General features: G+C 37.0%; 23 protein-coding genes. 1 reads left to right on the top strand and 22 read right to left on the bottom strand.

The window, feature by feature from the left end:
* The gene (locus HNQ98_RS03280) at positions 1-1965 is read right to left on the bottom strand and encodes a sucrose-specific PTS transporter subunit IIBC (RefSeq protein ID WP_184284948.1); all 1965 of its coding nucleotides are present in this window, start codon (positions 1963-1965) and stop codon (positions 1-3) included.
* 189 nt (positions 1966-2154) lie between these two features.
* Here HNQ98_RS03280 and HNQ98_RS03275 point away from each other — a divergent pair, with 189 nt between their 5' ends.
* Complete coding sequence (locus HNQ98_RS03275; protein WP_135197289.1) at positions 2155-3123, top strand: LacI family DNA-binding transcriptional regulator; 969 nt, start codon at positions 2155-2157, stop codon at positions 3121-3123.
* A 55-nt stretch (positions 3124-3178) separates the two neighbouring features.
* On the opposite strand, the gene thmT is transcribed toward HNQ98_RS03275, so the two are convergent.
* The 21 genes from thmT to glf form a co-directional block, all read right to left on the bottom strand.
* Entirely contained in the window at positions 3179-3364 is a 186-nt protein-coding gene (gene thmT / locus HNQ98_RS03270) for a 2-hydroxymuconate tautomerase (protein ID WP_014974139.1), read from the bottom strand.
* Positions 3365-3382: 18 nt separating this feature from the next.
* Positions 3383-4363, bottom strand: coding sequence for a YitT family protein (locus HNQ98_RS03265; protein ID WP_014974138.1), 981 nt, complete (start codon positions 4361-4363; stop codon positions 3383-3385).
* Between the two features lie 186 nt (positions 4364-4549).
* Positions 4550-5896, bottom strand: coding sequence for a type I glutamate--ammonia ligase (gene glnA, locus HNQ98_RS03260; protein WP_014974137.1), 1347 nt, complete (start codon positions 5894-5896; stop codon positions 4550-4552).
* 52 nt (positions 5897-5948) lie between these two features.
* Positions 5949-6284, bottom strand: a complete 336-nt coding sequence (locus HNQ98_RS03255; RefSeq protein ID WP_014974136.1) for a MerR family transcriptional regulator — start codon at positions 6282-6284, stop codon at positions 5949-5951.
* Between the two features lie 104 nt (positions 6285-6388).
* Complete coding sequence (gene polA / locus HNQ98_RS03250) at positions 6389-9070, bottom strand: DNA polymerase I (protein ID WP_014974135.1); 2682 nt, start codon at positions 9068-9070, stop codon at positions 6389-6391.
* 70 nt (positions 9071-9140) lie between these two features.
* Entirely contained in the window at positions 9141-9854 is a 714-nt protein-coding gene (locus HNQ98_RS03245) for a Bax inhibitor-1/YccA family protein (protein WP_019041472.1), read from the bottom strand.
* 139 nt (positions 9855-9993) lie between these two features.
* Positions 9994-11328: a UDP-N-acetylmuramate--L-alanine ligase gene (gene murC / locus HNQ98_RS03240; protein WP_135197286.1), complete on the bottom strand. Its 1335-nt coding sequence runs from the start codon at positions 11326-11328 to the stop codon at positions 9994-9996.
* Positions 11328-11471, bottom strand: a complete 144-nt coding sequence (locus tag HNQ98_RS03235; RefSeq protein WP_014974132.1) for a hypothetical protein — start codon at positions 11469-11471, stop codon at positions 11328-11330. The genes murC and HNQ98_RS03235 overlap by 1 nt, the downstream gene beginning before the upstream one ends.
* A 1-nt stretch (position 11472) precedes the next feature.
* On the bottom strand, positions 11473-12129 hold the full coding sequence (gene ytpR, locus HNQ98_RS03230; protein ID WP_135197285.1) for a YtpR family tRNA-binding protein: 657 nt from the start codon (positions 12127-12129) through the stop codon (positions 11473-11475).
* An 81-nt stretch (positions 12130-12210) separates the two neighbouring features.
* Complete coding sequence (locus HNQ98_RS03225) at positions 12211-12885, bottom strand: 5'-methylthioadenosine/adenosylhomocysteine nucleosidase (RefSeq protein WP_135197284.1); 675 nt, start codon at positions 12883-12885, stop codon at positions 12211-12213.
* A gap of 82 nt (positions 12886-12967) precedes the next feature.
* Positions 12968-13276, bottom strand: a complete 309-nt coding sequence (locus HNQ98_RS03220; RefSeq protein ID WP_135197283.1) for a hypothetical protein — start codon at positions 13274-13276, stop codon at positions 12968-12970.
* A 1-nt stretch (position 13277) separates the two neighbouring features.
* Entirely contained in the window at positions 13278-13829 is a 552-nt protein-coding gene (locus HNQ98_RS03215) for an NUDIX hydrolase (RefSeq protein WP_135197282.1), read from the bottom strand.
* Positions 13829-14053 carry a cold-shock protein gene (locus HNQ98_RS03210; RefSeq protein WP_014974127.1) on the bottom strand — a complete coding sequence of 75 codons (225 nt, stop codon included), beginning with the start codon at positions 14051-14053 and terminating at the stop codon, positions 13829-13831. The genes HNQ98_RS03215 and HNQ98_RS03210 overlap by 1 nt, the downstream gene beginning before the upstream one ends.
* A gap of 74 nt (positions 14054-14127) precedes the next feature.
* Positions 14128-15576 (bottom strand): NCS2 family permease, encoded by a 1449-nt coding sequence (locus HNQ98_RS03205; RefSeq protein WP_014974126.1) that lies wholly within the window; start codon positions 15574-15576, stop codon positions 14128-14130.
* Positions 15577-15700: 124 nt separating this feature from the next.
* Entirely contained in the window at positions 15701-16483 is a 783-nt protein-coding gene (locus HNQ98_RS03200) for a hypothetical protein (protein ID WP_184284947.1), read from the bottom strand.
* A 226-nt stretch (positions 16484-16709) separates the two neighbouring features.
* Positions 16710-17429, bottom strand: a complete 720-nt coding sequence (locus HNQ98_RS03195) for a hypothetical protein (RefSeq protein WP_019040497.1) — start codon at positions 17427-17429, stop codon at positions 16710-16712.
* Between the two features lie 36 nt (positions 17430-17465).
* Positions 17466-18374, bottom strand: a complete 909-nt coding sequence (locus HNQ98_RS03190; RefSeq protein WP_135197280.1) for a glycosyltransferase family 2 protein — start codon at positions 18372-18374, stop codon at positions 17466-17468.
* Positions 18371-20119 carry a CDP-glycerol glycerophosphotransferase family protein gene (locus HNQ98_RS03185; protein WP_135197279.1) on the bottom strand — a complete coding sequence of 583 codons (1749 nt, stop codon included), beginning with the start codon at positions 20117-20119 and terminating at the stop codon, positions 18371-18373. The genes HNQ98_RS03190 and HNQ98_RS03185 overlap by 4 nt, the downstream gene beginning before the upstream one ends.
* Before the next feature lie 43 nt (positions 20120-20162).
* Complete coding sequence (gene tagD, locus HNQ98_RS03180; protein ID WP_014974121.1) at positions 20163-20594, bottom strand: glycerol-3-phosphate cytidylyltransferase; 432 nt, start codon at positions 20592-20594, stop codon at positions 20163-20165.
* Positions 20595-20607: 13 nt separating this feature from the next.
* Positions 20608-21567 carry a glycosyltransferase family 2 protein gene (locus tag HNQ98_RS03175; RefSeq protein WP_019041041.1) on the bottom strand — a complete coding sequence of 320 codons (960 nt, stop codon included), beginning with the start codon at positions 21565-21567 and terminating at the stop codon, positions 20608-20610.
* A gap of 32 nt (positions 21568-21599) precedes the next feature.
* On the bottom strand, positions 21600-22787 hold the full coding sequence (gene glf / locus HNQ98_RS03170; RefSeq protein ID WP_135197277.1) for a UDP-galactopyranose mutase: 1188 nt from the start codon (positions 22785-22787) through the stop codon (positions 21600-21602).
* Positions 22788-22801: the final 14 nt, after the last annotated feature.

The following is a 22801-nucleotide window of genomic DNA, read 5'->3' as shown; positions in this document are numbered from 1 at the left end:
TTACGCCTTTGCCATATTGACGTTTTCATTAACAACTTTTGGTACAGCTGTCAAAATCGCATTACCAGGTACCACTTCTGTGCCATATGATTCATCTAATGCAACATCTGCAAATTCTTTTGTATTAGTGACAATCACCATTGTTGTCACTGGGTATCCAGCGTCGACAATGATTTGTTTATCAAACGTTCCCAAAACATCGCCTTTTTTAACCTGTTGACCTTGTGTCACTTGACTCTCGAATCCTTTACCATCAAGGTTAACTGTATCAATCCCAATATGGATAAGTACTTCTACATCATCTGTTGTTTTCAAACCATAAGCATGGTTTGTCGCATAAGCAACTGTAACTTCACCATCAGCCGGTGCAAGCACCCGATTATCAGTTGGTTCAATAGCTACACCCTGTCCCATCATACCACTTGAAAATACTGGATCATTAACAGAGGCAATATCTACCAATTGACCAGCAATCGGTGCAGCCACCTCGAAACCGTCATCATGTTGATCAACTATTGTATCATCATTATTTTGTGGTTGATCCATTTCTGGCATGTGTGAACGGCCATAAGCCAAAGTCAGTGTGAAAGCTAATATGAAACTAATCGCAATTGCGATGAAGAATCCCACCCACTTATTGGCGGGAATAGCAATAAATCCAATCAGACCAGCCGGTCCAAGTGATGATGACATGATTTGGAATAATCCCATCACCAAACTTGCAATACCAGATGATCCCAATGCAATGAAGAATGGGAACTTGTATTTCAAGTTAACACCAAACAACGCAGGTTCAGTAATTCCTAACATTGCTGAAGCACCAGCTGATGATGATAAGGCACGTAACTTCACATTGCCTTTAGCCAAGAAGTAAATTGCAAATGTAGCAGCACCTTGCGCAACGTTGGCAGCTGCGGCAATTGGGAGAATGAAATCACCACCTGTTTTTGCAATATTGGCTAATAGTTGGGTTTCAATAGCTGGGAAACTTTGATGCAATCCAGTAATAACAATAGCTGAATAAAATGAACCAAATACCGCATAACCGACAAAGCCAAATGTTGTGACTAACCAAACTAATCCATCAGTAATACCGTTTGATACAATACGTAGTAATGGACCAACGACGATGAAAGTCACAAAGCCAGTAATCAACATTGATAGCATTGGTGTAAATGTGAAGTCAATAGCACCTTTAAGGTGCTTATGAAAGAACTTCTCCAGAGTAGCTAAGATAAAAGCAACTCCGATGATTGGTAGCACTTGCCCTTGATAACCTGCTTGAGCAACTGATAAACCAAACAAATCCCAAGTCGGCATTTTTCCAGTGGCTACTGCCTCAGAAACGTTATAACCATTAATCAAACTTGGCATAACCAGCATCATACCAGCAGCTGCACCAAGGATTTCACTGCCACCAAAACGACGTGTAGCTGTAATACCAATCAGAATGGGCAGAAAGGCAAATGGCGCACTAGCCATTAAATTAACCATTTCCGATAACCCTGTTATTTGTGGAAACATTTCGACCAATGACTTAGGACCAAACATCCCTTGTCCAGTCAAAATGTTGTTCAAGGCCATTAACAAACCACCAGCAACCAAGGCCGGTATTAATGGTACGAAAATGTCTGATAATACTTTGATTAAATCCATTAATGGGTTTTTCTTACCAGATTTTGCAGCAATGTTTTTCAAGTCATCAGTGGATGCTTGTTTCACACCAGTTAATTTCACAAATTCATCATAGACATGATTAACATCCCCAGGTCCAACGATAATTTGATATTGTCCATTGGCATTAAAAGTACCTTTAAGATCAGGATCATTATCTAATGCTGTTTGATCGATCTTTTTAATATCTTTAACTACCAACCGTAATCTAGTTGCGCAGTGAGCTGCTGCGACAATATTGTCTTTTTGTAACGCTTTAGCCACGCGCTTTGCGACTTCTTTATGGTTCATTTTTCTTTCCTCTATACATGTCAACAAAACATGCCTTATATAACAACGTATGATAGTGCACTTTGGAACCGGTTCTTTATTACACTTTATATTGTAACCGCTTACATAATATTTTGCAAGCCTTTATTTTAATTTTATTTGTCGTGAATTTGTGACCTCAATATACACTTTTTCTGATATTATTAAATTATGCATAAAAAAATCACAATTAATGACATCGCAACATTAGCTGGTGTTGCAAAAAGTACGGTTTCACGTTACCTTAATGGCGGTTCCGTTAGTCAGCATACACGACAAAAAATCGATCGTATTGTTGAAGAACACAACTATGCACCAAATACATTTGCGCAAAGTCTAAAACAACAAGTGAATCACACGATTGGCGTGATTGTTCCTAGATTAGATTCAATTGCGCAATCTGACATGTTGCGTGGACTAGATGAATTGAACAAAAATGATACTTTTTTAATTGTTAATATTTATCAAAACAGCCAACGTGAACTAGCTGCAATCAAAAAATTACAGTCCCAAAATGTTAGTGGATTGATTGTTTTAACTGCTAATTTAACGGATGATATTCGTGAGGCTTTGAAAGAATCTCAACTACCAGTTATTATTCAAGGACAAGATGAACCTGATTTTCACCGTGTAATTTTAAATGATATTCAAGCAGGTCAAGCTGTTGGGCAGTACCTCAAAAAGTTAACACCTAAAAATGTGCTACTCTTAAAGGTTGATGCCACATTAGATCGTGCGGTTGGACATAACAGATTTGTCGGCATTGATGATGCTCTTTTAGGTATTCCGCATAAAGAAGTCGTCACTGACTTTAAATTAGATGTTGCCAAATCAGATGCGTTAATAGCCATGGAAAAAGAAAAATTTGATCTCATAATTGGTGCGAGTGATCGTATCGTAGTTGGTGCCATGCAATCTGCATTTTCTCTTCATCAACAACCGCGTTTTATTGGATTTGGTAAATCTTACTTCAGTGAGACTGTCACGCCTAATTTAACTAGCTTTGAATTTGATTTTTTTGAAACTGGTAAGCAACTCTACCGTTTGTTTTTAACCATTCGTGATCACCCACAGACAGAAATACAACGTATTGTAATGGACGGAAAATTAGTTGTGCGTGATTCGACTGATTTAATGTGAAAATCTAAATAAAAAGCAGAACATGTGCCTACATGTTCTGCTTTTTATTTAGACTTTATTGATCGCTCTTCAACACGCCGCCAACTGAGTAACGGTCTTTTGGCATTTCGCGTACAATCACATGGACTGCTTCACGTGAAGCTCCGGCATCTTCTACTATAGCATCGGTAATATCCTTAACCATCTTAGCTAATTGTTGATGTGTACGTCCTTCTAATAACTCTACTTGTACGATAGGCATAAATTTCCCTCTATTTTCTTAATTTTTATTATCTTCTACTTGACCAAGCTGCGCCTCTAATTGCTGTTCAGCTTCAAGTTGTGCTTCAACGGTTTCCACTTTAGGTACCGTTATCGCCTTTTTCATTTGTAATTGCCGATCTGCATCAAAGAACTCACCAGATACACTAACTGTACTAATTAAATTAATGAATGCTTTTGGATCTGCGTCGTGCACAATTTCTTGCATTTCAACTAATTCATAACGTGATAATACCATCATTAATGTCATCGAGTCAAGCTTTGTGTAAGCACCCTTTGATGGTAAAATTGTAATACCGCGGATCAGATCCCTATGCAGTGCTTCAACAACGTCATCACCCTTAGAAGTTACAATTAAAGCAGTTAATTTCTGGTAACCTGTATACAGTGCGTCGATTGCTCGACCTGTTGCATAGATACCAATTAACGTGAACAAGGCGTTTTGCCAACCGATAAATGCACCAGCCACAAGCACGACGCCAAAATTAATTGCATTCATCAGTGCACCTAATGACTTACCAGTACGCTTCTGAACAACCATCGCGACGATGTCCATGCCGCCTGTAGAGAAGCCATAACGTAAGGCTAAGCCAATAGATACACCTAACAAAAGGCCACCAAATAAGGATGCTAATAGTGGGTCAGTAGTAAGTGAGTGCGTTGGTACTGCAATCTGTAGGACAGCAACAAAGATTGAATTCAAAAAACTCAGTATGGTAAATCGACCACCAATCATTTTCCAACCAATAATACCAATTGGTATATTGAAAATCATAATAAAGATTCCAGTTTGTAGGTCTAAACTAAACGCGTGAACAAATAATAATGATAGTAACTGTGCAATACCATTAAAGCCACTTGAAAAAACCTTATTAGGAATCAAAAAGGCATTCAGTGACAACACCTGTATAGCGGAACTCGCCAAAAAAATAATAGAAGTTAATAAAATTTTCCGCCAATTAATTGTAATTTTTTTCATGTTAATAGCCTACTCCTCAGACAAATAAAACGACTTCCTATATCATAACAAAAAACATACATAAGTTATAGTATTTTGCACTGACACAAAATATCATTACAACATCAACCTTATTTCAGTTTTCAATACGAAACAAACAAAAAAGCCACGACATTCACCCGTGACCAGTTATATAATGTTTAATTATCAATAATTTTCAAAATATGCATCTGTTTCCCATTCTGAAACGTATTGACGATATGATGTGTATTCAATTTTCTTAGCTTCAATAAATTTATCTGCAATGTGTGTACCAATTGCTGAAATAACAGTTTGGTCGGCCGATAACTCACGAACAGCTGCCAATAATGTATCAGGCAAATCCGTAATACCAGCCTTAACGCGTTCAGTTTCATCCATCAAATAGATATTCTTGTCAACTGAAGCAAGTGGTTCTAACTCATTTTTAATGCCATCCAAGCCGGCAACCAAAATAGCTGCTAGTGTTGTATATGGGTTCGCAGTTGGATCAACAGAACGTAATTCCAATCGGGTTGACTTGCCACGTGAAGCAGGCACACGTACCATTGGTGAACGGTTAGATGCTGACCAAGCGACATAGACAGGTGCCTCAAATCCAGGCGTTAAACGCTTATATGAGTTAACCGTTGGATTAGCCAAGGCAGTTATTGCAGTTGCATGAGCTAATAATCCACCTAAGAAGTTATAAGCAGTCTTTGACAATCCCATTTCATCAGAAACATCTTCAAATGAATTTTCTGAATCACGGAATAATGACATGTTAGTGTGCATTCCTGATCCATTAATACCAGCTACTGGTTTTGGCATAAATGTTGCATAGTATCCATTTTTACGTGCAATTGTCTTAACTACCAACTTAAATGTTTGAATATTATCCGCAGCTTCAAGTGCTGAAGCATACTTAAAGTCAACTTCGTGTTGGCCTTCTGCGACTTCGTGATGAGCTGCTTCTATTTCAAATCCCATTTTTTCAAGCGTCAATACGATTTCGCGACGAACATTCTCACCTCTATCAAGTGGTGCCAAATCAAAATAACCACCTTGATCATTAAGCTCAGTTGTCGGATTACCCAATTCATCAAGTTTGAACAAAAAGAACTCTGGTTCAGTCCCAACATTGAATGCTGTAAACCCTGCTTTTCTAGCAGATGCTAATGCCTCACGCAAGGCATGTCGTGGATCACCAGCAAAGGGTTCACGATCAGCAGTATAGATATCAGCAACCAAACGTGCTACTTTACCACCATGGCTGTCTGTAGCCCATGGGAAAATCATAAATGTTGATAAATCAGGATATAAATACATATCTGATTCATTAATACGAACAAATCCTTCAATTGATGAGCCATCAAACATTAAATCGTTAGCTAATACTTTGTCCAATTGTGATGTTGGTACTTCAACATTTTTAATTGCACCCAAAACATCAGTAAATGTTACGCGAATAAACTCCACGTTTTCATCTTCTACGAGCTGTTTAATTTCTTCTTTGGTAAATGATTTTCGTGCCATGGTTTCCCTTTCTTCTATGCAACATGCGATGATAAATATGATACGTTGTAAACTAGCGTCCAAATCGACCAATTTGTGCAAATTCTTTTTGCAATGATCGACGTAACGCTAATTCGGAGTCATGCTTTTCAAGTGCTATACGGTGTTGTTTGGCAAATATTTCTTGAATATCTTTAATTGAATCACCAGCATCTAGAAAATCCTTGATTTCTAGGAGACGGTCAACGTCATTTAACGAAAAACGGCGCTGACCACCTGCACCACGATTTGGCATAATAAGCTCATTCTGCTCATAATAGCGGATCTGACGATCCGACAATAAGGTAAGCTCACGTACTGTGCCAATGGGTAAAATTGCTAAGTTTCTTCTCAATTCACGTTCGCTCATTGAACAACCTCCGTTAACATACTTATATTGTAATAGATTTTTTTGCACTGTGCAAATACGTGTTAGGAAACCTGACATCAATTTTATAAATATGATCCTATAACTTACTTGGCATCATACCACGTGTCACCATAATGATTATCAACCTTCATTGGGACATCCAGTGACACAGCTGAATCCATGACACTAGTCACCAATTCCGATAATTCACTAATTTCATTTGATGGCGCTTCAAAGATTAATTCATCGTGCACTTGTAACAACATACGTGCTTGCAAATTGTTTTCTTTCAATGCGCTATTCACTTTAATCATAGCAATTTTAATAATATCTGCAGCAGAACCTTGAATTGGAGAATTCATCGCAGTTCGTTCAGCAAAACTACGTAAATTAAAATTTTTTGATTGTATATTTGGTAAATAACGACGTCGTTTCGCGATTGTTTCAACAAATCCTAACTCGTGCGCACTTTGTTTAATTTTATCCATCCATTCATGAATTTGCGGAAATTCTTTAAAATAAGTGTCTATAAATTGCTTTGCCTCAGCACGTGAAATACCTAGGTTGTTAGCTAACCCAAAGTCAGAAATACCATATACAATACCAAAATTAACAGCCTTGGCTGTACGACGCATGTTAGCATCAACCGGTGTATCATCAGCTAATCCAAAAACAGCGCGAGCTGTCTCAGCATGAATGTCCTCACCATTTAGGAAAGCCTTTTGCATGTTTTTATCGCCAGTGATGTGAGCCAATACGCGTAACTCAATTTGGGAATAATCAGCGCCAAATATTTGCCAATTTGGTTCACTCGGTACGAATGCCTTTCGGATTAAACGCCCTTCTTCTGTTCGCATGGGAATGTTTTGTAAATTAGGGTCTACTGATGATAATCGCCCTGTTTGGGTTAAAGTTTGTAAGAAACGTGTATGAATTTTACTATCTTGTGGATAAACAACAGACAACATGCCATCAATGTAGGTAGATTTCAACTTAGCTAATTGGCGATATTGCAGTATATGGTCAACAATCGGTGCTTGTGACGCCAATTTTTCTAATACATCAACTGCAGTGGAGTAACCAGTTTTTGTTTTTTTAATGACAGGAAGCCCCATCTTTTCAAAAAGTAAAATACCTAACTGCTTGGGTGAATTAATATTAAATTTTTCACCGGCTTCAATATAAATGGCATCCTCTATAGTATGAATACGTCCTTGCAAATCCACACCCATATCGTATAGGCGCGTTTGGTTAATTCTAATACCTTGGTATTCCATATCAGCCAATACGTGCGCCAATGGTAACTCAATTTCAGTATAAAGATGCATTTGCTCATGCGCTTTTAACGCAGCCAACGCAGGTAATTCTAGTTGCATTAACGTGTCAGCTTTATGTGCGAGATGCATCAAAACACGTCCCTCATCATCTGGTACAGCAAATTTAGCACCTTTACCATAAATTTCATCATCAGATGACATATAAACATCAAAGCGCTGGGCTAATGTAGATAATTCATTATCATTATCCGTCGTATCCAATAAATAAGCAGCTAATAGAAAATCAAAATAGGTGCCCTTTAGTTGCAAACCTAAACGCTTAAACAAGATCAACTGTGCTTTAACATTAAACACATTTTTTACAACGTTCTCATCTTCAATAATTGACTTTAATTCTGTTGTTTGTAACAGTGTCATATCACGACTAGCATAATAACCGACTTCTGGATTTCCTATCACAAATCCAATCATCTCATCAATATGATAGTTATCACCAGTGGTTTCAATATGTACAGCAACTTTTTTGCCAAGCATGGTCACAGCTCGCAGATTAGTGTCAGTCAATGTCACAACATGAACTTGAGTTTCGTTTTGTTCATCACCACCGGCTATTTGCCCTGATTTTCGTAATGCTTTAATTTTTGCTAACTGTTGTTTAAAATCTAAATCTTGATAAAAAAGTACAAGCTTATCATAATCTATGCCCCGATACTCGATTTCTTGCAGTGGCAAATCTAATGTTGCATCTGTACTAATTGTTGCTAATTTTCTAGCACGAAACGCAGATTCACGATCATTGATCAAATTTTCTTTCATCTTAGACTTTTTCATGTCTTCAATGTTTGCATACAAATTATCAATATTTTCGTATTCCGCTAACAATTTTAATGCAGTTTTTTCACCTACTTTAGTGACACCTGGATAATTATCTGATGTATCACCTGTTAATGCTTTTTTCTCAATAATTTGCTGTGGTGTCAAACCATACTTTTCCATGATGTAAGCTGGTGTATAGCGTTCAAGTTCTGTGACACCTTTTTTAGTCACATTAACAGTAATGTTATCCGTTGCTAACTGAATTAAATCCTGATCCCCAGTGATAATGGTGACTGAATAACCAGCTGCCTCACCCATACGAGAATACGTTCCAATAATGTCATCAGCCTCGAGCCCTATTTTTTCGTAATTTCTTAAGCCATGAAGCGCAACCATTTCACGTAAATAGGGAAACTGTTCTTTAAATTCTGATGGTGTTTTTGAACGGCCATCTTTATATTCAGGAAATAGTTGCCCACGATAAGTGTCTTTTCCAGAACCTGCATCCCAAGCAACGAGTGCCAAATCAGGTTGCATCGGATCAACAATCTGGTCTAAAAAGTTATTAAATGCTACCAAGGCATTTGTATGTAATCCGTTATGAGATATCATACGATCGAGTTGCTGATACATCGCATAAAATGCACGAAACGCTAGTGAATTGCCATCAATTAAAAGTAGTTTTTTTGTCATCTTTATTTCCTTTACCTGTTTCTAGTGTAACAAAAAAACAGCCCTAAGGCTGTCCTAATTTTCTTTAAAATTAGTCTCTTGAACCACCTGCTACGCCAAAGATACGTAACAAAGCGAAGAACAAGTTAATAAAGTCAAGATATAAACGTAAAGCACCATTAACTGCCAAACCGCGAGTGTCCATACCAGCTGATTGTGTATACATTGCTTTGAGTGTTTGGTGATCATATGCGGTATAAAGTGCGAAAACAAACACACTAACCCATGAAATCAACAACATGACAATACCATTATAAAAAATGACATTTACCACTGAGGCAACCACTAAACCAATTAGCAACCCAAACAATATAGGGCGCAAGCCACTGAGTGACCGCTTCGTAAAGGTACCGTATAATGCCATACCACCAAAGACAGCAGATGCTGAAGCAAAAGCTAATGCCACAGACCCAAAATTATAAATGGCTAGTAAGATACCTATAGTTATACCCTCAACCATCGCAAAAGCCATTAGCAACCCAAACGCGCGCGCAGGATTTTTGAAAGTGTTACGTCCAATCATAAACATAATCAAGAATTGCACACCAATCAGTGAAATCACACCAATTGAGTTAGTAAACAGTGCTGCCACTTGTGCTAAAAAGAATTGATTAACAATAACAGATGTCACTGCTGAAACAAGTAAAGCCAATGCCATATATGAATAAGTCTGCTTGAAAAATACACGCATACCTTCATCCATACCAGTCACATCACGACGGGCATTTAAATTAAAATTATCCATTTGAGTCTCCTCATAATTACTTTTATCTCCCAGCTATCATTTCTGGTTATCTCTATTATACCAGAAATGATATTAAAGTAATATTAAAAGGCCAACACAATGTATTGTCTTTTAATATTACGACTGCTTCTAGAGAAAATTATTGCAAATCCGTACGTAGTTGCCCTAACAACTTTTCATAAGCAAATTCATATTTTTCAATATCACCAGCCCCCATGAATACCATGACAGCATTTTCATAAGGCATTAGTAGGCTCATATCGTTTTCGTCAACGATACCACCAAATTTACTAATTTCGGCCCCGATTTCAGCTGAGGTAACGCTACCCTTTTTTTCACGTGCCGATCCAAATATATTAACTAAATAAACTTTATCCGCAGCTTCTAAACTTCTAGCAAATTCATCTTTATAAGCAATTACCCGCGAATAAGTATGTGGTTGGAAAATAGCAATAATTTGCTTATTTGGATACTTTTGACGTGCCGCATCCAATGTTGCATCAATTTCAGTTGGGTGGTGTGCATAATCATCAATGACTGTAATATCTGCAATTTGTTTTTCACTGAACCGACGCTTGACCCCTTGATAAGTCATTAGGTACTCACGTATTAAGTTCAAATCAACTTGTTCCATATAAGATACAGCAATCACAGCTAAAGCATTTAATATGCTATGTTGCCCGAATAATGGTACACCAAATTCACCTAATTGCTCCCCACGGAAAACAACATCAAAATGTGACCCTTGTGTTGATTTGTGAATATTTGTTGCCACAAAATCATCTTTTTCAACGTTCGTACCATAATAGTACACGTCGGCATTTGGTTGAAGTGTACGTAAATGTGCATCATCACCCCAAGCAAAAATAGCTTTCTTGACATGATTAGCAAAATCAGAAAAAGCGCTTGTCACATCTTCAATACCTGTATAGTAATCTGGATGGTCAAAATCAATATTAGTCAAAATAGCATAATCAGGCGCATAGTCCTTAAAATGACGACGATACTCATCAGCCTCTACAACAAAAAATTGTGAATTAGGAACACCACGTCCTGTCCCATCACCAATTAAATAAGAGGTTGGTGCTATGTTTTTCAGCACGTGAGCTAGTAAACCAGTCGTTGATGTTTTCCCATGCGCACCCGCAACAGCAATGGAAGTTGTCTGCGCAATTTGTTCTTGGACTGCATCCGGATATGACAACATTGTCACACCAAGCGCAAGGGCCCGAGCAACCTCGATATGATCATCCGTAAATGCATTTCCTCTCACAAAAATAGCTTCCTTGTGAGCATCAACATTTTTCGAATCAAAAGATAAAATTTTAATGCCTGCAACTTCTAAAGGTGCTTGTGTATATGTATAAGTATCAATATCTGAACCAAGAACCGTATTGCCTTGGTCATGTAAGATTTGTGCCAACGGCCCCATACCTGTACCTTTAATACCAATAAAGTAATATGTTTTGGCCATTATTTCTCCTTGTCCATTTTAAACGTAAAATATTGCAACTCACCCTTACGCAGTTCAAATACTAATTTTTTATATTGCGCATTTTCATCATTTAGCGTGCGATATACTCGCGGTGCATCTTGCAATTGATTTTTTGTTACCATTTTAATAGTTTGTATCCACTAAACCATCCGTATAAAGTGTTTGTGCTTTAATAAAATCAAATGGTTCGCCCACTTCACCAAAATTTTCAGGCAAAACTAAAGCGCCTGGTTTATCGGGTGCTTCAGGCAAGTATAATTCTCTACCTGAAACAATCATCCCACTGGAAGGTACACCACGAAGCGCCCCGTCCCAAATTAATGCACCTGAAGGCATCATTGTGCCGGGTTGCGCCACAGCCACTTTAATACCTTCACGCATGTTTGGAGAACCAGACACAATTTGCAATGTTTCCCCGTTACCTACTGCAGTCGTTGTCACGTGCAGGTGGTCAGAATCAGGATGTGATACCATACTTTCAACACGTCCAACAACTAATTTTGAAGCTGTCGCAACCAATTCATAATCAAAGTCAGCAGCTCTAATCAAGTTATTTAGAGTTGTCACTTGGTCTTCGTTTAAATAAATCTGCCCAGCCTGTTCGGTCAAGCCTAATGCCTGACCAACACCAGTAATATTGAACCCTGTTGTCTTGTTTGTTTTTTTGTCTTGAATACGTGTCACTTGACCATGCGTAGTAACATATTGCGCATCGGCATTTGGTCCTAAAATAATAACCAATACATCCCCAAGTGCTTTTAAATTATAGCTTGTAATCATTTTTTAATCCTTAAAATTATATCTATTTTTATCTTATCACAGGAATACATAAAACACGAAAGACCGCTCTCGCGGTCTCAATCATTCCTGACTGTCAAGATATGACAGTAGTAATGCAGCTGATGCTTTCCCTGCTTCGACAACATAATCGTCAAAGACAATACCTGAATTACCATCTGCCAAATCAGATACACCTCTTAAAATAATAAATGGTGTGCCAAACTGATAAGCAACTTGTGCCACAGCTGCAGCTTCCATTTCTGCCACTAAAGCATCTGGGAAATGTGCCAAAATGCGCTTCTGTGCCTCTGTTTGAACAAACTGGTCACCTGAGACCACAAGTCCTTTTTTAACTTTAGTTAATGCTTCAAATGCTTGAACAACGGCTACATCTGCTTCGTAGTATAAAGGCTTATTGGGTAATTGACCAAATTCATAACCAAACACGGTAACATCCACATCTGAATATGCCACACGTGTCCCAATCACTTCATCACCAATTTTTAAATCTGGATCCAATGCACCTGCCGAACCAGTATTAACAATCAAATCTGGTTGAAAATTATCAATCATTACGGTAGTTGCCGAAGCTGCTGCTACTTTACCAATACCTGACTCAGTAAGTATCACATCATGACCGCGATATTGTCCCTCTGTTATCTCTGCCCCACCATGTGTCCTGGTACGCTTATTTTCTAAAGCAGCAATCAATGCTATTTTTTCTTCCGCCATTGGCGTAATAATTCCAATTTTCATCTTTTTGAGTCTTTCAAGCTATTTTAAGCTTATTCCTTTCACATGTTAAAACACAGCTTTAATTTCTAATCACTAATTTTTATTAGTTCACTAGAAAAAAGAATGCATATGTAGCTATAATTAAAAATACTAAAATCACAATGGCTAAATTATAGCGATGTGTTAACCGTTTAGATTTACCATTTGCTGTTAATTTACCATTTGATCCGAGTTCATAACGCCCCTTTCGGGTTAAGCGCATTTCCTCGCGTGTTTCTGGTGTTACAACCGTAACTTCTGTCGGATGTTCCTTTGCATAAAGCTTTTCGGCTTGACGGCGTTCTTTATCACGTAATTTTTGCGCTTTTTTAGTCGCTTTTTGCGCTGATTTTCGTGTTAATTCTTCAGACATATTAACCTCGCAAATATGACCAATATAGGAATGCAACAATTGTCTTCTGGTCATTTAACTGACCAGCATCAAACAATGCCTTCATTTCATCGTATGACATGGTGACTAAATCAAGTGATTCCCCTAGGTCACGCGGTAACTGTTCTGCTTCAGCGACCGGTTGTAAATCACGCGCAACATAAATATGCATATACGCATCAGAAAAACCAACTGTCTCAAAAAATCCCATAACTCGTGAAATTGAACCAGCAGTCATCCGCAATTCTTCGTTCAATTCACGGGTTACAGCATGTTCAGGCTGATCAAAATCGCGCTCATCTAACTTACCAGCAGGAATTTCTAAAATAAAGTCCCCAATTGTCGCACGATACTGTTTTTCGACGATAATATGGTCATCATCGGTAAATGCTATGACAGCAATTGCTGGTACATGCCGAACAATATCGCGTCCTGCCTGCTGCCCATTATATAAAGTCACTTGCTGTGTCTCAATACTAAATATGGGACCTTCATAGACAATTTCTGAATCTATCACAATTTCACGTTCTGCCATTATACTTCTGATGCCTTTTTTAGGATAGGGTGAACTTGTGCCGCTTGGTAGGTTTTGTAACCTGCTACCAATACATAACTGACGCGTTCCCCTTGATTCAAGGATTTAAATCCTTCCATATCAATACCATTAAAGTGGACAAATACATCATCTCCACCGTCATCGGGTGTGATATAACCATAACCACGTTCTTTTTGCCAAATTTTTACTGTACCTGTTTTCATATTCTTATTGTATCAAAAAAACCACCTGTTAGGCGGTTTAGTTTTTAAACAAGTACAAATATTATGAGAATGTTTTACATTAATGCAAGTACTATAAAATTGATTAAGAAAAACGCAGATATAATCAGCAATACAGGCGATAATTCTTTAAATTTGCCTAAAGCTAACTTAACGATAATAAACATGATGAATCCGGCTGCAATTCCATATGAAATTGAATATGAAAATGCCATAAATACTGAAGTGAAAAATGCTGGTATGGCAACTTCGAGGTTTTGCCAAGAAATTTTCTTAAACTCTCCCATCATCATGATCCCTACCAAAATGAGTAAGGGTGATGTTGCTGCTGATGGCACAACACCAACTAGAGGCGCAAAAACAATCATCAATGCAAAACCAATCGCAGTTACAATGTTAGCTAGACCTGTACGGGCTCCAGCTGCAACACCAGTGGCAGATTCAATAAAAGTAGTTGTGTTTGACGTACCAGCAATACCTGCGAATGCAGTAGTAAATGTATCGACAACTAACGCACGATCCATTTTTGAATTGATACCCGTATCAGATTCGAATGCTTTCGTATCTGCCTGCGAGAATATGCCAGTTTGATTACCAATACCAATTAAAGTGCCAATTGCGTCAAATAATCCGGTCAGTCCCATAGCAAAAATTGTGATAATTGCCAGCGATGCCTGATGCCAATCAGTAAATAACGATCCAATACCATTTGCTCCCAAAGCTTGGCCGAAGACATGACCCAATGAATCAAACGCAGACCCAATTGACGTACCGGGCTGAATATGTGTGTTAGTAACACCCATTGGAATACCAATAAGGGTCGTGGCGACTAACGTAATCAAAAAAGCGCCCGGTATCTTACGCATAACTAAAACGATTAAGATAATGAAACCAATTAATGCTAATAAAACAGATGGATCGTTAAATTTACTCAATTCAGGTGTAACACCCCCATTTGCTAAGATGGTATGTATTTTATCCGCCCCTTTGCCAGTAAAGGGTTGTCCATTTAACGTCTTAATATTTTCAGGATCAACAATAAAATTAATGAACCCTGCATTTTTTAAACCTATGTAGGTCACAAACAAACCAATTCCACCACCAATGGCAGCTTTTAATTCGTTTGGTATGCCTTTAACAATAGCTCTACGTCCATGCGTTAATGTAATAACAATATCTACTACACCAACTAAGAACACAATCGCTAATGCCTGCTGCCATGTAAAACCAAAACCAAATACAATTGTATATGTGAAGTAAGCCTGCATACCAATTCCTGGCGCCAAAGCAAAAGGTACATTAGCAAATAATCCCATAAATAATGTACCAAATACTGCTACTAAAATAGCAGCCAGAAAAACAGCTTGCGTAGGAATACCAGTTTGACCCAAAATTTGTGGGTTCAAAAAGAAAATGTAGGCCATTGAGACAAATGTAGTAATACCAGCTAAAATTTCGCGACGAATCGTCGTTTTATTTTCTGATAACTTAAAAAAATTAGACATTATATTGTTACTTCTCCCGTATATGTGAAAATTTGACTACTAATTGTGATGATTAATTACGCATGTTTAAATAGTTAATTATAAATATACTTTATTTTAAAAAACTAAGTTAATTGTGTCAGAATTATTTATTACTTTTTAACTTCAATTTATGTTTTGGCAGTAATAGTACAATGAATGTGACAGACCACCCAATTAAACCTATCACCCACAAAAGTTTGACAACAAGTGGTTGTATTAAGGAAACTTTGATAACTTGTTCTCCTGAATTTTTTATATGCACATTCAGTGTCCCACGGTCATTTTTTTTATAATTACTGATTTTGTTATTAACCTGAATTTGATAATTTAAATTTGTAAAAGCAAAGAATGGCACACCTAACTCTCCAGATTTAACTTTATCAAAAGAATATGTAACAGAATTTGCTGTACTAGCTAATTTTTTTCCTCTTATCAACGTTCCTTGATTCAATGCTTCATGGTTAAAAGTTCTCATTTGCTGACTATCAGGTTTCAACAGGCTATTTCTGTTTGATTTCACTACTAATGATTGCTGTGGCAAATACTCTGGATATTTACGTAATTCAAAAAAGTCGTCTCTTCTAATAATTGAATTACTAATCCGTGATGACTTCATTAGATCAAATACACCTCGATGGTATATTTTTGGTGATAAATCTACTAGTGATTCTTGACGATACTGCCAATTATTAACAATTCTGTTTCCTATTATGAGGATGCTTAAAAAGATCATCAACCAGTTTGATGCATTATTACCATATTTTATGATGATCAGTAGTAAAACTATGAGCAAAGTTACATTGGTAAAAACCATAAAACGTGTAGGAAACTGTATTATTGAAAATAACGAATTTTGCAAGGCTCCCCATGGTACTAATGCAGTCATTAATAATATTAAGCCACCAGATATGATACTCAAGTACCTAATAGTGGTAGTTAGCTCATGCCATTTTATGCAAATTATAAAAAGAGCCATCAGAGAAAAGAGCGAAAAACTAGTTGAATACTGCCAGTTGATTGCACTAGAAAATAGATTATCTAAATTCAAAGTACCATTAATTAGTTTAAAATTGAATGGTTGGGTTAATTTGTTCCCCATCATTACAAAGATATTATACAGTGAATACGCACTTAGTATTATTGAAATTAGTGCTGCAATTCCAATTTGTTTTTAACATATCAACCTTAATTACTGATTGATGCCAAAAATATAATGTCAAAACTATCAGATATAATACTAGTAAAATTGTAGAAAGTATATGTGTGTTCACCACTAAAGACACAGCGATACTGAGCAATAGTATTGCCGAAATATTAAAGCTCTTAGACATTAATATCAATGCATAAAATGATAAAATAATAGCATAAGTGGTGAAAATCATCGAAAGTGAGGTCTGCACATTATTAAATTGAGGCCTCATAAGAGAAGAAATCATCATTGAGAAGGCAAAAGCCTGAAAAGATGAAGCACCTATTCGTTTAGCAACTACATATGTACATACACTTCCCACTAGAATAGGTATTACCATAATTGCAAAGTACTGGGATATCGGGGACAACCACTGCGTCATCCATACCAGTAATATTAGTGTCCCGTTAGGATACATCGCATTGACTGCTTGTCCCACTGAACTAAAGGAATTAAAATTGACCATAGATGGTAACTGTCCATGACTTAAAGCAACATTTATCTCATGTATTCTGGAAAGATGAAACCAAACATCTTGGGACCAGGTCATAGACTGTGCAGATATATTAATGCCAAAAAGTACCCCCGTTAAGATAACTGTGGCACTCAAATATAAAATATTTTCTTTTTCCTTTATTAACATTATAAATCTCTTTGAAAATTGTTCTATCATATGAACTTAAACCTTTTCAATCTCTGGATGAAACTTAAAGCCATTGATTGTACCTCGAATTATAATCTTTAATTTACGCCAACGATATTTTACGCTAGGAAGACACAATGTTTTTATAAAATCTAAAACACCATGCCCCAATGTCTTAATAAATTTGAATAACGAGTGACGACGACGTGATGTTAGCAAACGATTACGATATTCTAGCAGATAACGTGGTAAACGCGCTTCATCTAACTCACCAACAATATCGCCAGGATTAGGATTAGATTTACTTGCATGAATAACAATCGAATCACGTACAAAATAGCCTGTCATTTCACGTGAACAGCGTTCTGTGAATTCAATGTCATCTCCCCAAATGAAGTATTCTTTTTGTGGTAATCCAGTTTTTTGAATTAATTCACGTTTAAAAATCGTTGACACAAAGGTTGCATGTTTAATAGGGACCCAATTATCTTGGCCATAAAAAACAGCCGTTTTTCCACCATCTGCTGGGGCTGGTACATTCATTTTCGACCATTCGCCATCAATCCAATTGACTTTACTTGCACCCCAACCAGCATCTGAATTAGCGTTAAACATGGTTAATAATTTTGAGAGCGCAGTTTCTGTAGGCATTGAATCATCATCCATTACCCAAACCAAATCATCCTGTGTCTTTTCATAGAATTGTCGGATCCCCCAGTTAAAGCCACCGGCACCACCAAGATTTTCAGATAAATGTTCAATAATCAAACGATTATCTGCTAGACTATCTAAATATTCTCGCGTGCCATCTGTGCTAGCACCATTGACAATAATCACGTGCTTTAGCGCTGGTGTATTTTGCCCTAAGACTTTCTGAATAGACACTTTTAAAAGTTCAAGACGATTATACGTTACAATAACCGCTGATACTGTTGCTTCACTCATTTTAATTCCTCTTTAATTTGTGACAAAATTGCAGGATTTGCCGCTGTTGTTTGCCAAATGGCTAAGTCATTTATTGATGATATGTATTGATAATTCAGCGCCAACAACCACTGCTCACGTTGTGTGTTTGGTACCATGACTACGGTATCAGATAAAGTGAGTAAGGTTTTTTGATGCAAGCTACTAGCTTGTTGCTCTATCAGTAAGGCGTCAAAAGCTTGTGTGCCTACCACACGTTGCCCGATAATACTTAATTGCTGCCAATTACCATCAATTATCATGTCATCGTTAACGAAAATACGTGTATTGGACACTGTATCATCAACATTACTAAAAAATTGCTTCCCATACCAATTATCCAATAAGTGACTGACATAGACCACAATACTAACATCCACTTTATTACTGATTTTTTTTGCTACAAGGGGGCTGAATTTGTCAGTAGAAAAATCTTCGCCATTAACTAATACAGATAAATTCCCCCGTGTTTTGAGTTTGAGCTCATGCTGAACTAATTCACCAACTCTTTGCGTTGCGTTGCCATCATCTTCAGATACAAACTCGTTAACAAAATGATGGTACTGCTCATGATGATTTATTTGAACTTGATCTATCTGACCAATCCACTCTATCACATCCGATACTTTTGTTGTAAAAGGACCAGGTAATGTGGTTGATCCTAAATATGTGCCTCGTTCACTTTGATAATTATCTGTAATGTCTAAAAATATAATTGGTCGTTTAGTGACCAGAAAATCAAAGAATAACGATGAGTAGTCAGTAACCAAAATCGCCGTGTATGCTAATAAAGCATTTGTATTTAACCAACTTGGTATCAAATACTTAGCAAAACGGTCATCGTTAAGTATGGACTCGTAAACATATGGATGTGGTTTGAATTTAATTGCATAGTTTGAATAGTTAGCTTGTATTTTCTGTAACACATCAAGATATTTTTCAAGCCCATTATGTGTGCCATCTAACGTTGCTGAGTCTCCCGTCCAAGTTGGCGCGTATAAAATAACAGGTTGGTCTGTTGCTAATTCTACTTGCATTTTTTTCAGTTGATCATCCAGCATACCATTGACTAAAACATCATTGCGAGGATAACCTGCTACTACAAACTCACCTTTAAATAAACCAGTTAAACGATAATCACGTTTGAAAATATCTGCTGTATATTGGTTAGGTAATACAAGATAATCCGTCATCATCAGCGTACGAATAACATTCCAAGAACCCATGACACCACCAGGCATAGCATATCCCATTTTTTTAAGTGGTGTACCATGCCAAGTATTGACCAAAATTTGTGACCCACGTTTAACTAAAATATTGGAAAAAATCATGGCATTGGTAATAATACATTTTGCTGTTAAAAGATATTGCATATGTTGATTAGAAAACTGTTGAACAATTATAATCCGAATATCATTCTGTAAATTCCAAAAATATAAGACTTGCTTAATATTATCGATATGCTTTTCAGCAGCTACAATCACATGCAATGTTTTAGGGTATTTTTCTAAATAATAGCGTAGCAACTCAAAAGGTGAATCATCTAGTTGCTGTCCGTCTCGCACGTCGTACAAAAATAAATGATGATCAACTTGCCAATCATCATAATGTGTGTCATAAAACTGTTTAGCGGTACCCTCTAGTGTAAGAACACTGAGATACCGTGTTTTTTGCCACTTACGATCATTTTTAAGATAGCGTAAATGATTTAAAGTTTTTTTAAACATAAAAAAAGACGTCTCCGCCTTTCATTATACCTGATTTAACGTACTATTCCACTTTCGATTGGTGTTCTGTTACTAAATCTTTGTGATTTAAATCTTTTTTAATTTGTGTTGTTGATATCTCAGGTGTACGCGCTAAATAAACAACTTTAGCATCTGTTTCTTCTTGGATAAAATCAAATTGTCCAGCCCAATCATCACCCATAACAAAAGTATCAACTTGGTATAGTTTAACATCCGAAGTTTTCTGGTCCCAAGACTCTTCTGGAATGACCAAATCAACATAACGAATTGCTTCTAGTAGTTGCTTACGTTTTTCATATGAAAAATATGTTTTCTTTTGTTTTGAATTCCAATTGAACTCATCCGTCGATAAAGCAACGATTAAATAATCGCCCATTTCCTTGGCACGTTTTAGTAAATTAATATGCCCGTAGTGTAGCATATCAAAAGTTCCATATGTAATAACACGTTTCATAATGTTCACCTCATTACTTTTCTTCTCTAGTAATATAAATTGGTCGATGTTTGGTTTCTAAGAATATTGCTGCAACGTAGCGTCCTATAATGCCCAAACTTAGTAACTGAATACCACCAATAAACAAAATAATGGTGACCAGTGATGGCCAGCCATCAACACTGTTATTATCAACTAATGCTCGAATCACAATAAAGGCGGCACTGATTAATGAAATACCAAATGATACAAACCCTAATAAAGTAATAAACATTAGTGGTACTGTTGAAAATGAAACAATTCCCTCAATCGCATACTTAGATAGTGACCAGAATGACCATGACGTATTACCAGCTATTCGCTCACGATTTTCAAAAGGAATATATTTTGTCTTAAATCCGACCCAAGTAAATATTCCCTTACTAAAACGTTGATTTTCACTCGATGACAAGATAGCATTAACCATTTGTCGTGTCATTACACGATAATCACGTGCGCCGTCAACCAATTGTGTCTGACTAATTCTATTCATCCAGATATAGAATTGCGATGAGAACCATGAGCGGAGCTTAGCTTCCCCATCACGATCAGCACGACGTGTTCCCACAGCATCATAGTCACCCGCTTGTACTTCACGCAACATTTGCGGTAACAATTCCGGTGGGTCTTGAAGATCAACATCCATCACCGCGACATAATCACCATCAGCTTGTTGCAGACCAGCATACAACCCAGCTTCTTTACCAAAATTACGAGAAAAACTAATGTAATGCACATTATCATTGGTTGCTGATAATTGCCGCAAAATACTAATTGTTTTGTCCGTTGACCCATCATCAATAAAATGATAGTGAATGACTGCCGCTATTTCTTTCTTAAACTTTTCTACCGTATTATAAAAAATTTCAATCGTTTCTTCTTCATTGTGAACAGGCACAATAATCGATAAAATATCCATCTTTTGTGTTTGATAGGTTTTTACTTGATCTGCCATATCGCCCTAAAATCCCCTAACGTCTTATATCATCATACTAAATCATGAGCAAAATTAAACTCTTGCGTAATACTAAATTCCTCACGAACCGTGTTGAAAGCATCATTAAATACTTGATCCATATCAAAATAGCGGTACTTTCCTAGACGTCCACCAAAGATAATTTCAGGATGATGCTTGCGTGCCTCTTGCGCATACTGCTTATAAATCTGAGTATTCTTATCATCATTTACTGGATAATAAGCCTCTTTCTCACGACTCCAAGCTTGTGGATATTCTTTCGTCACAATCGTTTTTCCTTGATCAGACAACCCATCAAAATGCTTCCATTCCATCACACGCGTATATGGGGTCTCAGCATCAGTATAGTTGATCACGGCATTACCTTGGTAATTATCAGAATCTATCACTTGATGCTCAAAGCGCAATGACCGATACTCTAATTCGCCAAATTGATAATCAAAGAATTGGTCAATCATGCCAGTATACAAAACACGTGGAAATTCTGCTAACAAAGTTTCTTTATGGTCAAAGAAGTCTGTATCAGTTAACACGTCAACAAGACCGTTAGACTGCGCTAACATGTTCTCAAATATTTGTGTGTACCCACCCACTGGAATGCCTTGATAGCGATGATTAAAATAATTATTGTCATATATAAAACGAACAGGTAATCGCTTAATGATAAAAGCCGGTAGTTCGGTAGCTTTTCTACCCCACTGTTTTTCCGTATAACCTTTGATCAACTTTTCATAAATATCTGTACCAATTAATGAAATCGCTTGTTCTTCTAAATTACGTGGTTGTCGATCGCCAAGGTCTGTTAAAGCTGCCGTTTTCTGAGCTTCTATCTTAGCTTTAGCCTCATCTGGCGTTTTAGTCCCCCACATTTGGTAGAATGTGTTCATATTAAATGGTAAATTATACAGCGTGCCCTGGTAGTTAGCCACAACTTGGTTTTGAAAACCATTAAAATTAGCAAATTGACGGACGTAATCCCACACCTCTTTATTATCTGTATGGAAAATGTGTGCACCAAAATCGTGCACTGTGATGCCATGTTCAGTATGGGTATGGGTATTACCAGCAATATAAGGTCGTTTTTCAACGATTAATGATTTCTTACCTCGCTTAGCTGCTTCATAGGCAAATACCATCCCAAAAGGCCCCGCGCCAACAATTAAGTAGTCATAGTTTTTTGTATTAAATTTATTTGTCATAATATACCTATTAT

Origin of the sequence: Leuconostoc carnosum (assembly GCF_014207505.1) — a bacterium.
In the GTDB taxonomy this organism is placed as follows: Bacteria; Bacillota; Bacilli; order Lactobacillales; family Lactobacillaceae; genus Leuconostoc; species Leuconostoc carnosum.
The sequence above is the reverse complement of the archived record's forward strand: the minus strand, read 5'-3'. Positions and strand labels throughout refer to the sequence as shown.